We start from the raw sequence: 13346 nt of genomic DNA, 5'->3' as shown, positions 1-13346 counted from the left end.
CCGGCCGCGTGATTCTCAGATTCAGATGAGCGGTCGTTTCTGGCAGGCGGTTCCCATTGTGATTCTGATTGGTGTGGCTGTGGCCGCGGCGTCGACCTTCATCTATGTCAACGAGGAAGGGTTCATGGCATTCGTAACGCCTCAGCGGGCAGCGTTCTTCACTCTGGTGGCCGAAACCTACCTGGTGGTTCTGCTGGTAGGCGTAGCGATGGTGTTCCTCGGCCTGCGAGAGGAAGTGGCGAGCAGACAGAGGACGACTGTGGCCAGAGGAGTCACCCCGTTGTCGCCTGCGTGGTTGATACCCCACGTCCTGTCAGTCAAGAAGTACCGGCGTTACTTCGTAGCTGCGGCAGTTCTTTACGGACTTTTCTATGCGGCGATTACCAGTATGATTGTCTATCAGCCCGGAGTTGACTTCGGACAGGCCTACGGTGCCAGCTTGCCTTCGGCCGTCGTCACTGCCTGCTGCGGAGCTCCACTCTATTCGCCTGTGGTCACTGTCTACGTGGTCAACCACCTCGGACTCCTTTTGATACCACTGACCGTACTGCTCCTTCTGGCGACCTCGACCCTGGTTGGCCTGAACTTCGCGCTGGTGGCGTTCGCCTTCGACAGCCGAGCCAAAGGAGTTGGGAGAGGTTGGGTGGGAGGGTTGGGGGCCATGGTAGGCCTCTTCACTGGCTGCCCTACCTGTGCCGGACTGTTCTTCGCCAATGTGCTGGGCGGCGGAGGGGCCGTCTCATTTGCCGTTCTCCTGGCGTATTACCAGCCGGTCTTCATACTCCTCAGCCTTCCGGTCCTCCTGGCCACACCCTATCTGATTTCACGAAGTCTCGGGAGAGTGTTCAGAGAAGGGTGCGTCGTACTGGATGAAACCCGTAGGTCTGCCGCTCAGGTCTAGCCAGACTTTACGATTATTGTCGCTATCATCCACGCGGGGTGGATGGAGCAAAGGTAATGGTAGGTCCCGGGGGTGGTCAGGGTGACCGTGAAGGTTGCGCCGGCGTTCAGGTTGCCTGAATCAAAGGAACTTGCCCCTGATGGGATCGAGGTGGAGGTGACGGTGTGTGCTGCAGAATCTTGGTTTGTCCATTGGATCGTGTTGTTCACTCCGACCACGACGGTGATAGCCTTCGGGGTAAAGTTGAGGGTCTGGTTGGAGCTTATTCCGTTCGGGATGGTCACTGGTACAGTCCGTGGGCGAGAAGTGAAGAAGTAATATGCTCCCGCTGCAACCGCGATGATAATCACGACGCCGATGATGGCTATGGTTCTGCCTCTCCCTCCTTTCGTCGGTCGGGCTGTTTGCACGGATGAATGACTGAAGATTTTCTCTATAAGGCTACTTCAGAATCATGTCAGAATCTCCTACATTTGTGGTTTGGACGACTTCGCCCACAATCGACTAGCCAAGAGGGCTCTGCTCTGCATCGCCCAGTGAATCGGGCAGAAGATGTCGCAGTATATACTGAAGGACCCGGTAACGTTGGCGATGAAGGAGAAGGTCTGACCGCTTTCCTTTGTAGCCTTCAGGCTGTCCCGAACGTCAGCCCCAACTGTCTCAGCCACTTCCTGTAAGCGACGGCTATCCTGTCGGACCTGAGGTGGAGCTCGGCTTGAAGGTCGAGTGGGAGCTTCTCGGGCCTCTGGGACTCAACCACGGGTATGTCCTGGTCTGTTATCTTGTCCTGGAAGGCCCTCAGCTCCTCCTCGGGCATCTCGTGAGAGTAATTCAGCGCGAGCCAGAACCAGGCGACAGACTCGGACTCGCTGACTGGGGTGACGGTCGCGAAGATCGAGAAGACCCCTTCCTCCGTCTTCTTGGAGAGCGACATGGTCAGGGGGCGCAGGACCCTGTAGGTGTAGTTGACGTTCTTGCCGATTCCAGTGCCGTCGGGGTCGGGCTGCCAGATGAGGACGTCCCGGGCCTCGATGCCCCCGTCCGTCACGTCCACCTGATAGTCCTGGATTTCGGCATGAGATTTCTCGCCCAGGTAGCCAGCATGCAGGAAGGGGAGGTGGGCGACGTCGAGGAAATTCTCGACCGCCCGGGGCCCACTCGCCCTGTAGCGGTAGGGGCCGCAGAAGATCTTCCGATAGGATGGGTCGTCCCACTCTGGGAACGCGGGAATCTTCCCGGGGCTTTCACCCAGACAGGCCCAGACCAGACCGTACTTCTCTTCCGTCTGGTACGTCCTGACCTTGGCAGTGGGTGGAGGAGTCTGCTCAGGATGGGCAGGAAACCTCACACATTCGCCGTCGGCGTTGTAGGTCCAGCCGTGGTAGCCGCAGACGAGCCTGTCGTTCTCGATGGCCCCCAGGGTGAGCCGCGTCCCCCGGTGGACGCAGAGGTCCTGCCAGACGTTGGCCCTCCCCTTGACCCTCCAGAGGACGAGCTCCTCTTCGAGGACCCTGGCACCGAGCAGAGAAGCCTCGGCCAGGTCCGATGAGCGTGCGACCACGTGCCATTCGTTCAGCAGCACTGAATCCAGTAGCATAACGTGAAGGGCTTACTCGGGCGGAAGTTCCTTGTAGTTGAGGGAAATGTCGATTCCCTTTCTCTTGTGATACTGCCACGAGGCGAGGTAGATCACCGCGCCGCCAATCAGCGTGATTATGAGGTATGATTCGTTGATCCAGTTGAAGATGGCGAAGGTGGGACTGGTGAGGTACTGGTAGGAGATGAACGCGAAGACGCCAGCGCTGAGTATCCCAGCCGTGCCGAGGAGTACCCTCGCGCCCCCCTTCTCATTCCTGAAGGCGTGGGTTGCGGCGGCCAGCCCGATGAATACGAAGTAGATCATCGAGGCTAGGATCGCGCTGAAGAGTGCCGAGAAGCTCCCGTAGAAGTAGGTCGCGAGGGCGATGAGTCCGACGGCGATCACCAGGTCGACCAGCATCGCGACGATGGGAGAGCCGAACCTTGGGCTGACGTAGGAGAGCTTAGACGGGAGGAACCTGTCGAATGACTGCGCCAGCAGGTATCTCGAGAAGACTATGACTCCGTAGGCGATGGTGCCGAACTGCATCAGGATTAGCCCCAGGCCGATTATCCAAGCGACATAGACGTTCCCAGACACTGCCATGGCGAGGGTGAAGAAGTTCAACCCAGCGACGCTCCATGCATGGCTACTGAAGGCCGCGTTCACGAAGGGCATTCCCGCCACGTAGTAGAGGACGCCCAGCGCCAAGGTCAGCAGACCGAAAGCGGTTATCGCTGAAATCGGGACGTTCCACTTCAGTGCTCTCTGGCCCTTGATCTCACCCGCAACCGCCGGGGCAGCGTTGAGCCAGGGATAGACGAAGGCGAACATCACAGGCATGATGTAGAGAACGTTCGAGAAGTTGATGTCGAACGGGAGGCTGGACGGCTTGTAGGAGCTCGCCAACGCCTGATAGGTCGAGTTAGCCCCGCCGTACTGCAAGAACGGGGCATTGCCGTTGATGTAGTTCTGCACGCCAGCTTGGCCTGCCCAAAGGAGAGTCCCGATGGCCAGCAGGAGGGCGAACACCCCGAAGATCGTCAGGGCAGACACGAGCCTGTACCCTGCCTTCGGCTTCCAGATGTTCAGGAGGATGACGCCGGCGAAGGGTATCGCCCCGACCAGGAACTGCGTAGTCGGGTCTGAAAAGAGGCTGAACCAGTTGAATATCGGGAGCGCACCCGTCCCCGTGTAGCCGTAGTAGGAGAAAGCCATGGTCAGCCCGACGCTTCCGATTGCGAAATCGGTCAACACCGCGACAAGGGCGAGGAACGCGAGCGTCTCCATAGTATATCCAAAGAATGACATCGTGCTGCCGAAGAACCCGCCGAAGGTCCTGGAGATCCAGACGTAATCTCCGCCGGTTCTTGGGAAGCGCCGGGACATCATCGTGTAAACAATCACCTGGGGAATCGAGAGGATGAAGGCAATAATCGAGGCCGCGACGAGGTTAAGTCCGGTAACCGTCGGGACGATGAAGAGCGTGGCGACTGTAGAGCCGGCTATGGTCGTCAGCAGCGGCCCAATCGACATGTTGCTGAGGTTGAGCGAGATGGTGTCGATGAAGGAGACATTCTTTACCAGACCTGTGCTCTCCCTTACGAAAGCCGCAGGCGCCTTCTTCTCGGGCATGTCAGAATCAGGCAAGTGATACTGCTAAAAAATCCAGTGTATATATTCGTGTGTTAGCAAGTTCATGGTAAAACTGGGTCGGCTTGTGAAAATCAGTAGCCTATTTCGGAGCTAGGCCGCAGATGGCGCATCGATTTGACCCTCCCGCACCTCTTGCACTTGTACAGACCCCGTCCCCTCGGGTTGTAGTCCCTGGTGTCGACTATCGCCTCGTGTTCGGTGCGTATCATGCACTTCTCGCAATAACGATACTCGGTCAAGGCCCTCTGGCAATCTCTGGTGTCTCTGCCAAAAACATTTGTCGCGTCTAAGGGGCTCGTTTCCCCTATTCTATCCGCCCGAGGGCTGACTCATAGACGCAGTCTAAGGGTTCTGGTAACTTGGAGGGTTCTGGTTCTTGGTGTTAACGGTCGGGTCACGGCCTGGCGGGCCATGAATGCAGATAAGAGGGTGGAAACCCAACATTCGTTGTGCAGTATCAGTCTAAGAAAGTATTAAATAGAAAGAGGGGGCAGATGAGAAAAGAATGCAAAAAATGCAGCCTTTGGTGAACTTCACGTCCATTGCGGAGGAGCGGTTGAGCAAGGTCCTTGAGGCGGAGAAGGCTTCAGACTCGTATCTGAGGATCGAGGTCTACCAGGGTGGCGGCTGCGCCTGCAGCGGCGGATACAGGTACGCTCTCAGCCTGGAAGAGAAGCCCGCTGAAACCGACGTCTTCGAGAAGGTCGGCGGATTCAAGGTCGTTGTGGGGAAGGCAGACGAAGAGCTGATCAGGGGGTCCAAGATTGACTTCGTAGAAGGCCTTCAGAGGACTGGCTTCAAGATCGAGAACCCCAACGTCCACGCGGAAGAGTGCGGCTGCGGCGGCAACCACGGCGGCCACTAGGCTCCAATCCCTTCAGCTTCGCAACGATTATTTCAGCTGGCCGACACCCCGCACCGTTTGTCCCCTAGGGCCGGAATCGTCACTTCGCGCGAGTCTGCGAGAAGGCTTTCCATAGTCAAGCAGCATCTTGCGGACGAATCCAGGACGAAGCATGACGCAGCGCGGATTCTCCAAGTGATCCGGGACATCGGATGCCTACAGCTCGACCCGATCAGCGCGGTCGCTCCGAGTCACCAGACTGTGCTATGGAGCCGGCTGGGGAGCTATGCCCTTTCGGAGTTGGACAAGCTCCTCTGGAAGGAAAAGAAGCTCTTCGAGTTTTGGGCGCACAGAGCCTCGATCGTCCTCACCGAAGACTACCCGCTGTATTATCCGATGATGAAGAACTGGCCGGACGACGCGCCGATCTCTCCGCTGTGGGGGGCCAGAGTCAAGGAATGGGTAAGGGAGAACGCCAAGGTGAAGCAGTACATCCTGGACGAACTGAAAAGGGGGCCGCGCCTTTCGAGACAGTTCGAAAAACCCCGCATGAACAAGCATACCATGGGGTGGAGTTCTTCGAGCGACGTTTCCCGGATGCTCACATATCTCTTCTTCCGGGGCGATATCATGGTCGTCGGGCGGCAGGGGATACAGAAGGTCTGGGGGCTTACGGAGGAGTTCCTCCCTGCCTGGACAGAGAAAGGAGACCTGACCGAAGAGGAGGTAGAGCATCACGCCGTCCAGAGGGCAATCAAGGCACTCGGTATGGCGACCAAGGCCAATATCAGGTTCCACTTCCTTCGGGGGAGATACCCGAACCTAGTCGGGACCCTCCAACGTCTGGAGGATGAATCGAAGGTCGAGCGGGTCCAGGTGGAAGGGGAGAAGGAGCAGTACTACGTGCATTCGGACGACCTGAAGCTGCTCGACCGCATCGAGTCAGGACGCTGGAGGCCGAGGACGACGTTGCTTTCTCCCTTCGACAACCTGATCTGCGACAGAGACAGGACGGACGCACTTTTTGGATTCCACTACAGGATAGGGATCTACACCCCCAAGCACAAGCGGACCCACGGCTACTACGTCCTCCCAATCCTGCAGGGGGACCGGTTGATCGGCAGAGTCGACCCTGTCATGGACAGAAGAGGGAAGAGGCTGGTCGTCAACGCTGTTCACGCTGAGAAGGGGGCTCCCCACGACAGGCAGGCCGCTGACGAGGTCGCGAGGGCCATTGAAGACCTTGGCGGGTTCCTCGGCGCGAAGGAAGTGGTCTACCCCAGCAGGGTCCCGGATTTCTGGAAGGGGTCGCTTCGCTGAAATCCCATTTTCAGGAGTAGGCTTAAGAGCAGTGAGGGCCCGCGCAGGCTCGATGAAATACGTAGAGGGCTCCAAGGGGGTCTTCTTGAGCACGGGGACGCGCTTCCCGCGCGAAATCATCTGGGCGGTCGGCGCCATAAAGTTCTCGGCTGCCAAGTCTAACGCGGCCCTGGGCCTCCTCGACGCGGACTTGAGCAGGGTTATTCAGGCGAAGGCAAAGGAGCTCATGAAGGGCACTCACGACGACCAGATTTCTGTCGATGTTTTCCAGACAGGGTCGGGGACCGGGCTCAACATGAACGCCAACGAACTACTCGCGGAGCTCGCGTCGGCCGAACTTGGGAAGACCGTCCACCCGAACGACCATGTCAACATGAACCAGTCGTCCAACGACGTCGGCCCGACGGCCGTTAGGATCGCGGCCGCCTATGCGGTGAACGCAGACCTTCTGCCCGCCATGGACAAGATGCGGAAGAGCCTGGTTGCGCTTTCGAAGAAGACTTCGACGGTCTACAAGTCCGGGAGGACGCATCTACGGGACGCGCTCCCGGTGACCATGGGTCAGGAATTCGGGGCCTATGCTGACGCCTTCGACAAGGACGCCCAGCTGGTGAAGAAGGCGATGAAATACCTGTTCGAACTTCCAATCGGGGGGACGGCAGTGGGGACAGGACTCAACGCTGACCCGAGGTTCGGAGGGATGGTGGCGAAGGAGATCGCCCAGCGGACAGGGCTGGGGTTCTCGAGCGCGAAGAACAAGTTCAGGCCCACCAGGCTCCTCACGGACGTTTCGTCCTTGAGCGGGATGATGAGGTCAGTATGCGTGGACCTCTCAAGGCTCTGCCAGGACCTGCGGCTCATGTTCTCGGGACCGCTGACGGGGCTTGGAGAGATAGACATCCCGACCCAGGAGGAGGTGGCGGGGAGCAGCATAATGCCCGGCAAGACGAACCCGGTCACGCTTGAAAGCGCACTGCTGGCCTGCGCCCAAGTTCAGGGGCTAGACTCCGCCAACACTGTCGCCGCCACCCTTGGGGAGTTCGAGATGACCATGGGAGTACCCCTGATGGGATACAACATAGTGCTCCAGGCGAAGCTCCTGACCGAGGCGCTGAGCAAGGTGGCGTCGCTTGTTGTGGATGCAGTGGTCCCCATGAAAGGGAAACTAAGGAGCTATGCGGAGACGAGCCCCGCACTCATCACCGTGGTCTCTCCTAAGATAGGCTACGACAAGGCAGCAGTCCTGGGGAAGCAGATTGCCAAGGGAGTCCCCATCAGGAAGGCTCTTGCGGGGCTCGGCTACGGACCCAAGGAGGTCGACTCGATGCTCGAGATGAAAGACCTGGTGAAGCCAGGGATCCCGTCGAAGAAGGCTCGGAAGTAGTTTTCAGCGGAAAACGGAAGTATTCACCGGCGCGCCCTGACGCCTATCTTCTCGATCAGCTTTCCCAGTTCCGAGTCGTCCGCGGCGTCCAGCCTCAAGTACCTCAGGATCTCGGTTTCGCCCATGCCGACCCTCCTGGCCTCGGCGATGGTGAACCTGTAGGCCTCCAGCTCGGTCGGCCTCTCTACGTACTCGAAGGCCTGGTCGTACAGCTCCTTACCCTCCAGGAACTGCCTGACGTGGACCAAGACGTGGATGACATCGAGGTAGAGGAACTCGGCCTTCGCGCTGGTTAATTGCTTGAACCCGACGCATATGGTCCCTGTGGCCCTGTCCAGCCAGAGTCCGGAGTCGTGGGGCTCGACCCGAAGCTTGAGGTGCTTCATCACCTTGGTCATCTGGGCCTTCGAACCGAAGACCTTGAGGAGGGAGGAAGAGGACTCGAGGCCTTCAAAGACATCCGTCAGCTTGTACTCCCCGATTCCTGCGTTCCTCTTCACGCGGAACCCCTTTACCCGCAACTCGTTTCAGAAGGAGCCCTCCAGCAATCAAAAGACCCAAGCTCAAAAATCGTTCACCTTAAGCGACCCTTTGCGTAACTACGCGGGCGAACCATTTGATAGCGTCATTGAGCGGCATCAGGGGGATACTCAACCAGGACATGACCCTGGAGGACGTTTCGCGCTTCGCACGGAACTTCGTAATCGCGGTCGGGTCGGACGAAGTCCTCCTAGGCAGAGACACGAGGAGCACAGGGCCGGCGATGAGCAGAGCAGCCGCTGCAGCGATCATGGCCGGGGGGGCACAGGTTCTCGACTACGGGATAATCTCGACGCCGGCTCTGTTCAGGGAGAGTCGGGAGAGGAGGAAGCCGGCGGTCATGGTCACCGCATCGCACAACGAGCCCGAGTTCAACGGCTTGAAGTTCATAGACGAGGGCATAGGCATAGGGAAGGAAGTCTTCGACGCGGTCGTTGGAGGGGAGCCCGGGAGGCGAGATAAATTCGGAGCCGGGACGATTAGGAGAGCTACACGGCCGACCTATGTGGAAGACCTCGTCTTGCGGTTCGGAGCTGGCTCCTGCGATGGAATCAAGGTGGCCATGGACCTCGGGGGAGGGGCGGCAGCTTCGCACTCCCCGCAAGTTCTGAAGAGGCTCGGTTGCGAGATTGTCTCCGTCAATGACGCCTATGGGGTCTTCAACAGGAAGGTCGACCCGGTTGCGGACGAGCTCCTTGTCCTCAGGAAGCTTGTCAAGGAAAGGAGATGCGACATTGGACTGGCCTTCGATTGCGACGGAGATAGGCTGGTCATCGTCGACTCTGGAGGAAGGAAGAAGTCAGGCGACTACATGCTGACGCTGGCGCTCTCGGAGGTAGTCGAACGGGGCGAGAGGGTCGTGGTGTCGCTTGACACCACCCAGGCAGTGGATGACGTGGTCGTGAAGGCAGGAGGGCAGGTCTTTCGGTCGAAGGTGGGAGAGGCCAACGCGGTTGCGGTCATGAAAGAAAAGGGAGCGAGGCTCGGCGGAGAGGGGAGCAGCGGCGGCCTGATAGACGGGGAGTTCAACTACTGCAGGGACTCGATGCTGGCTGCGCTTGTGATCATAAGAGGGCTCAGGAAGCAGGGGAGGAAGCTGTACGATTCAATCCCCTCCTACTGTCAGGAGCGGGTGGCCCTGGTGGTTCCTCGCGGAAGGGTGCAGAAGGCGCTCAAGGCCCTCGCAAAGAAGTACAACGGGGCCGACACTTCGGACGGGGTGAAGATAATCCTGGACAAGCATGAATGGGTCCTCGTCAGGCCCTCGGGGACCGAAGACCTGGTGAGGGTCTCGGCCGAGGCGAGAACCTCCGCGAGGGCGGGCCAGATTGCGAAGACCTTCGCTGCGAAGATCAAGGAGCTGAGCAGGTAAGACGCCTGACGAACTGCAGGTCATACAATCGATCCTTGGCAAGGCCGGGAGGGTTCCCTCTGGATACTATCCCATAGGCGACGATGTGGCCCTGGTCCCCACCCGCGGGGGGAAGCTTGTGCTGAAGGTGGACATGCTCGTCGAGGGGACTGATGTGCCGGCCGGGATGGACTACAGACAGGCGGCGAGGAAGGCGGTGGCCATGTGCGTGAGCGACTTCGCGGCCAAGGGGGTGAAGCCGGACTCGTTCATGGTCTCGCTCGGCTTGAGGAGGGGGACCACCCAAGCCCAAGTGAACCAAATTGGGGAAGGATTGAGGGATGCGGAGAGGAAGTGGGGGGTGAACCTGGTCGGGGGGGACACCAACGAAGCTTCGGAGCTTGTGATCGATTGCGTGATGTTGGGGTTCAGTCGGCGGGTGGTCGGACGAAATGGAGTGAAGCCTGGAGATATCCTGGTGGTTACCGGCGCCTTTGGAAATCCACCCGCGGGGCTGCAGATCCTGGAGGAGGGGGCCAGGGCCGAGAGCAGATTCCGGAAGAGAGTGGTCAGGAGCGTAACCGACCCCAGCCCGAACCTCGCCGTCGGTCTGGCGCTCGGGAAGTATCTGACCTCAGCCATGGATTCCAGCGACGGGCTTGCGAGGAGCCTCCACACCCTTGCAAGGGCCGGCGGCGTGGGGTTCGAAGTGGACTCGCTGCCAATCGCGGAGGGGGTCGCGAATTTCGCAAAACTGAATGGGCTTTCGGCTGACGAACTTGTCCTGGGAGGCGGAGAGGAGTATGTCATAGTGGGGACGGTGGCGCCGGCCAAGCTCGCTGCGGCCGAGAAGGCTGCAAGACAGGCCGGGGGCAAGCTTCTCCGGATAGGTCGGGCGACATCCAAGAAAGGCAAGATGGTGCTGAAGTCGAAGGGACGTTGGCGTCGGATAGAGGATGCCGGCTGGACGCACCTAGACTGAGGCAGCCTTCGCGATCTTTGAGAACTTCTTCAGGAGCAAGTCGGACTTCTCCTGGCTGTCTGATTCGGCGAAGATCCTGACTATCGATTCGGTCCCGCTCGGCCTAACCAGCACCCAGGACTGCTCATCTATCCAGACCTTCACCCCGTCGATTCTCCCGACCTCCCCCTTGGCCTGGTGCTCGACGGCCTTCATCACCGAGTCGACCTTCTTCCTGTCCACCTCGAACTTGCCCTTAGACTGATAGAACTTCGGGACAGCGAAGGCGAGGGCTCTGGAGAAGGCCATCCCCTTGCTGGCAAGACATTCGAGCATGAGGGCCGTTGTCATGGCCCCGTCGCGGACCGGGATGTGGGGCGCATACATGCACCCTCCGTTCTCCTCAAACCCGAAGAGGCCCTTTCTTTCCACGAGCGTCCGGGAGACCTCTACGCTTCCGACCATGGTCCTGTAGACCTTCGCCCGGTGCTTTTTCGCTACGAGCTCGATTGCCTGGGTCGAGGCGACAGAGGTGACGACCGTTCCTTCGGGATGCTTCTCCAGGATGTAGTCGGCGATCATGCACCCCGTCTGGTCCCCCCAGAGGATTCGACCTTCCTCGTCGCAGAACATCGAGCGGTCGCCGTCGCCGTCGAAGGCTACCCCCAGGTCGGCGCCGACAGACTTCACGGTGACGGATAGGTCCTTCAGGGTCTCGGGTGTCGGTTCGGGTCCCCTGCCCGGGAAAGTCCCGTCCACTACGGAATTGAGAGTGATCACCTTACAGCCTAGGGCCTCGACGAGATAGGGGGCGGCGACGCTCTGGGCCCCGTTGCCTGCGTCTATCACGACAGTGAGCTTTCTGTCGGAGATGACCTTGGAGTTTACCTTGGAGAGGATCCCTGAGATGTAGTTCTTCACGACCGAAGGCTCGGGCCTCGCGACCCCTATCCCCTTCCAGTCGGCCTTCGTCTGCGACCTGTCGTAGAATATCTTCTCTATCCTCTGCTCGTCGAGTCTGGGAATCTCGACTCCATCGGGGCCGGCGACCTTCAGGCCGTTGTACTGGGGAGGGTTGTGGGAAGCGGTGACCATCACTCCGCCTCTGGAGCCCATGGTCTTCACTGCGTACTGGAGGGCGGGAGTGGGGACGAGCCCGGCCTCGGCCACGTCCACGCCGGAGCTCATCAGTCCTGAGATGGCTGCGTTGGCAAGGGCGGGACTGGAGACCCTTCCGTCCTGGCCAACAAGGACCTCCCCGCTTCCGAAGTATGTCCCGATGGCCTCGCTGAGGTTGATCGCGAAATCCAGGTCGTAGGAGATGCCGGGGACGAACCTCACTCCGTTGGTGCCGAAGAGCCGCTGCTGGGATGCGGCCAAGGCGTCTGTTTCACCTCACATGTGATAAAATCCTTCCGAATTAGGACTCGGTTCGACCGCTGTGAGACGGGGAGGTGCGGCAAAGACTTATGTCGAAACCACGGACGGCGTTCCTCGGGCCCGTAGCGCAGATCCACGTTGAGAGCGAAGTACGGATAGCGTGGCAGCCTTCTAAGCTGTAGGGAGCCGAAGGCTCGCAGAGGTCGTGGGTTCAAATCCCACCGGGCCCGCTACTCTTCAGTGCTGGAACCCCCGTTAAGAATATCCGGCGACATCTCTATTGTGAATCAAGGACTGGTCAAAGAGGGTCCTCCCGGAAAGAAGGAAGAAGGCAATTCCACAAGTGGTGAAAAGAGCCGGGTCTACAGGGGAAGGTCGAGGTCTCCGTACTGGGCTCTCTTGAAGGAGGACACGGACCTTCAGCGCTGGTATGATAATGTCTGTAGGGGATCAAGGCTTACGGCCAGCGTCTACCTGCGCAGGCTCGGGTTCCTTTGCAGTACAAGGGCCCTCCGTCCACACGATCTGGTGTTGCACGCGAGGTCGGACGAGCGATGGGCCTACAATTTCCTGATGGACCTCGTCACCGAGCTTGAGAACCAAGGAAAGGCCGGCAGCTACATACAGTCGAACATGAAGGCCGTGAAATCATGGCTCTCTCACAATGGAGTCCAGGTCGTGGGGAAGATCAAGATCAGGGGCGAGAACGACACTCCCACCCTCAGGAACAAGGACGCGCTGACCAGCTCCGAGCAAGCGCTGCTCTTCTCAACGGCATCCTCCCAGGCGAGAAGCGCCGCCGTCGTGATCATCGAGTCGGGCTTGAGGCCTGAATCGTTAGGCAATTACGAAGGAACGGACGGTCTCACGTTGGGAGACATGCCGGAACTGGTGATGGAAAACGATTCCGGCGAGGTCAAGGTCTCATTCCGAAAGATACCGGCAATGATAGTGGTCAGAAGGGACCTGAGCAAGACCAGGCACCAATACTTCACCTTCCTTCCGGCAGAGGGGTGCAGGTTTCTCAGCGAGTACCTGGAGGAGAGAGCGAAGGTGGGTGAGAAGCTCGACGCTTCGTCCCCTCTCCTGACGCCAGGGATGTCGAACCGTTGGCGCAGCAAGAACCGTTTCATGAGGACCACGCTGATCGGGAGGATCATCAAGAAGAGGCTGGTATACTGCAGGATCGACGCCAGGCCCTATGACCTGCGTGTCACTTTCGCAACGCGGCTGATGCTTGCGGAGTCCAGGGGATTGATGATCAGGGACTACAGGGCCTTCTTCATGGGTCACAAGGGAGACATCGAGGCCACGTACACCACGAACAAGAACACCCTCCCCTCCGACGTCGTCGAGGACATGCGCTCGAGCTTCGCCCGCGCGCAGCACTTCCTTGAGAGCGAGGGACTGGTCTCCGACGAGAAGAACGT

Annotated in this window: 13 protein-coding genes and 1 tRNA gene; 8 read left to right on the top strand and 6 right to left on the bottom strand. The window is 59.2% G+C overall.

From position 1 onward, the window contains the following. Positions 1–25: 25 nt before the first annotated feature. On the top strand, positions 26–901 hold the full coding sequence (locus OK438_07430) for a hypothetical protein (protein MDA4125258.1): 876 nt from the start codon (positions 26–28) through the stop codon (positions 899–901). On the opposite strand, the gene OK438_07425 is transcribed toward OK438_07430, so the two are convergent. From OK438_07425 to OK438_07410, 4 genes are all read right to left on the bottom strand, one after another. After that, a complete protein-coding gene (locus OK438_07425; protein MDA4125257.1) occupies positions 898–1311 on the bottom strand; it encodes a cupredoxin domain-containing protein in 414 nt (137 codons plus the stop codon). The two genes, OK438_07430 and OK438_07425, sit on opposite strands and share 4 nt — an antisense overlap. Positions 1312–1529: 218 nt before the next feature. Next, entirely contained in the window at positions 1530–2498 is a 969-nt protein-coding gene (locus OK438_07420; GenBank protein ID MDA4125256.1) for an aromatic ring-hydroxylating dioxygenase subunit alpha, read from the bottom strand. Positions 2499–2510: 12 nt separating this feature from the next. Next, positions 2511–4115 carry an APC family permease gene (locus tag OK438_07415; protein ID MDA4125255.1) on the bottom strand — a complete coding sequence of 535 codons (1605 nt, stop codon included), beginning with the start codon at positions 4113–4115 and terminating at the stop codon, positions 2511–2513. 92 nt (positions 4116–4207) lie between these two features. After that, positions 4208–4345 carry a hypothetical protein gene (locus OK438_07410; GenBank protein ID MDA4125254.1) on the bottom strand — a complete coding sequence of 46 codons (138 nt, stop codon included), beginning with the start codon at positions 4343–4345 and terminating at the stop codon, positions 4208–4210. A gap of 296 nt (positions 4346–4641) precedes the next feature. On the opposite strand from OK438_07410, the gene OK438_07405 reads away from it, so the two are divergent. Genes OK438_07405 through OK438_07395 form a run of 3 tightly spaced genes read left to right on the top strand, consistent with a single transcriptional unit; the run spans position 4642 to position 7684 of the window. Beyond that, on the top strand, positions 4642–5001 hold the full coding sequence (locus OK438_07405) for an iron-sulfur cluster assembly accessory protein (protein ID MDA4125253.1): 360 nt from the start codon (positions 4642–4644) through the stop codon (positions 4999–5001). Positions 5002–5058: 57 nt separating this feature from the next. Beyond that, on the top strand, positions 5059–6300 hold the full coding sequence (locus tag OK438_07400; protein ID MDA4125252.1) for a winged helix DNA-binding domain-containing protein: 1242 nt from the start codon (positions 5059–5061) through the stop codon (positions 6298–6300). Positions 6301–6352: 52 nt separating this feature from the next. After that, complete coding sequence (locus tag OK438_07395; protein MDA4125251.1) at positions 6353–7684, top strand: lyase family protein; 1332 nt, start codon at positions 6353–6355, stop codon at positions 7682–7684. Positions 7685–7707: 23 nt separating this feature from the next. Here the strand turns inward: OK438_07395 and OK438_07390 are convergent, their stop codons facing one another. Beyond that, complete coding sequence (locus OK438_07390) at positions 7708–8184, bottom strand: hypothetical protein (GenBank protein ID MDA4125250.1); 477 nt, start codon at positions 8182–8184, stop codon at positions 7708–7710. 116 nt (positions 8185–8300) lie between these two features. Here OK438_07390 and OK438_07385 point away from each other — a divergent pair, with 116 nt between their 5' ends. Further along, the gene (locus tag OK438_07385) at positions 8301–9596 is read left to right on the top strand and encodes a hypothetical protein (protein ID MDA4125249.1); all 1296 of its coding nucleotides are present in this window, start codon (positions 8301–8303) and stop codon (positions 9594–9596) included. A 22-nt stretch (positions 9597–9618) separates the two neighbouring features. Further along, the gene (thiL, locus tag OK438_07380) at positions 9619–10557 is read left to right on the top strand and encodes a thiamine-phosphate kinase (protein MDA4125248.1); all 939 of its coding nucleotides are present in this window, start codon (positions 9619–9621) and stop codon (positions 10555–10557) included. Here the strand turns inward: thiL and glmM are convergent. Further along, positions 10549–11916: a phosphoglucosamine mutase gene (gene glmM, locus OK438_07375; protein ID MDA4125247.1), complete on the bottom strand. Its 1368-nt coding sequence runs from the start codon at positions 11914–11916 to the stop codon at positions 10549–10551. The genes thiL and glmM overlap by 9 nt on opposite strands. 116 nt (positions 11917–12032) lie before the next feature. On the opposite strand from glmM, the gene OK438_07370 reads away from it, so the two are divergent. Together OK438_07370 and OK438_07365 are read left to right on the top strand one after the other, a co-directional pair. Further along, positions 12033–12146, top strand: a tRNA-Arg gene (locus OK438_07370). Between the two features lie 52 nt (positions 12147–12198). Then, a partial coding sequence (locus OK438_07365; GenBank protein MDA4125246.1) for a hypothetical protein occupies positions 12199–13346 on the top strand: 1148 nt, incomplete at its 3' end.

Source organism: Nitrososphaerota archaeon, from assembly GCA_027887005.1.
Taxonomy (GTDB): Archaea; Thermoproteota; Nitrososphaeria; order Nitrososphaerales; family Gagatemarchaeaceae; genus UBA183.
The sequence above is the reverse complement of the archived record's forward strand: the minus strand, read 5'-3'. Positions and strand labels throughout refer to the sequence as shown.

Excerpts from the sequence above, each read along its gene's own strand:
- OK438_07430 (MDA4125258.1), top strand. The coding sequence starts at position 26 with ATGAGCGGTCGTTTCTGGCAGGCGGTTCCCATTGTGATTCTGATTGGT.
- OK438_07415 (MDA4125255.1), bottom strand. The coding sequence starts at position 4,115 with ATGCCCGAGAAGAAGGCGCCTGCGGCTTTCGTAAGGGAGAGCACAGGT.
- OK438_07420 (MDA4125256.1), bottom strand. The coding sequence starts at position 2,498 with ATGCTACTGGATTCAGTGCTGCTGAACGAATGGCACGTGGTCGCACGC.
- OK438_07395 (MDA4125251.1), top strand. The coding sequence starts at position 6,353 with ATGAAATACGTAGAGGGCTCCAAGGGGGTCTTCTTGAGCACGGGGACG.
- OK438_07405 (MDA4125253.1), top strand. The coding sequence starts at position 4,642 with ATGCAAAAAATGCAGCCTTTGGTGAACTTCACGTCCATTGCGGAGGAG.
- OK438_07410 (MDA4125254.1), bottom strand. The coding sequence starts at position 4,345 with ATGATACGCACCGAACACGAGGCGATAGTCGACACCAGGGACTACAAC.